General features: G+C 63.4%; 1 pseudogene. It reads left to right on the top strand.

The annotated features are described in order from the left end of the window. Positions 1-396, top strand: a pseudogene (locus tag EOC93_RS33750) (urea ABC transporter permease subunit UrtB); the annotation flags it as partial.

Below are 396 nucleotides of genomic sequence, written 5' to 3'. Positions count from 1 at the left end.
GTGCTGCTGCTGGCGGCAATCGGCCTTGCCATTACCTTCGGCGTCATGGGTGTCATCAACATGGCGCATGGCGAGATGGTCATGCTCGGCGCCTACACGACCTTCGTCGTCCAGCAGGTGATCCGCACCTCCTTTCCCGGCCTGTTCGACTGGTCGCTGGTCATTGCGCTGCCGCTGGCCTTCCTCGTCGCGGCCCTTGTTGGCCTGATCATCGAGCGCGGCGTCATCCGTTTCCTCTATGGCCGGCCGCTTGAAACGCTGCTGGCGACATGGGGCGTCTCGCTGATCCTGCAGCAGGCCGTGCGCTCGATCTTCGGGCCGACCAACCAGGAGGTCGGCAACCCATCCTGGATGTCGGGCTCGTTCAATCTCGGACAGTTGGCGATCACCTGGAAC

The sequence above is a fragment of the Mesorhizobium sp. M6A.T.Ce.TU.002.03.1.1 genome (assembly GCF_003997275.1).
Taxonomy (GTDB): domain Bacteria; phylum Pseudomonadota; class Alphaproteobacteria; order Rhizobiales; family Rhizobiaceae; genus Mesorhizobium; species Mesorhizobium mediterraneum.
Note: the sequence above shows the minus strand (reverse complement) of the source record. Positions and strands in the feature narration are given on the sequence as shown.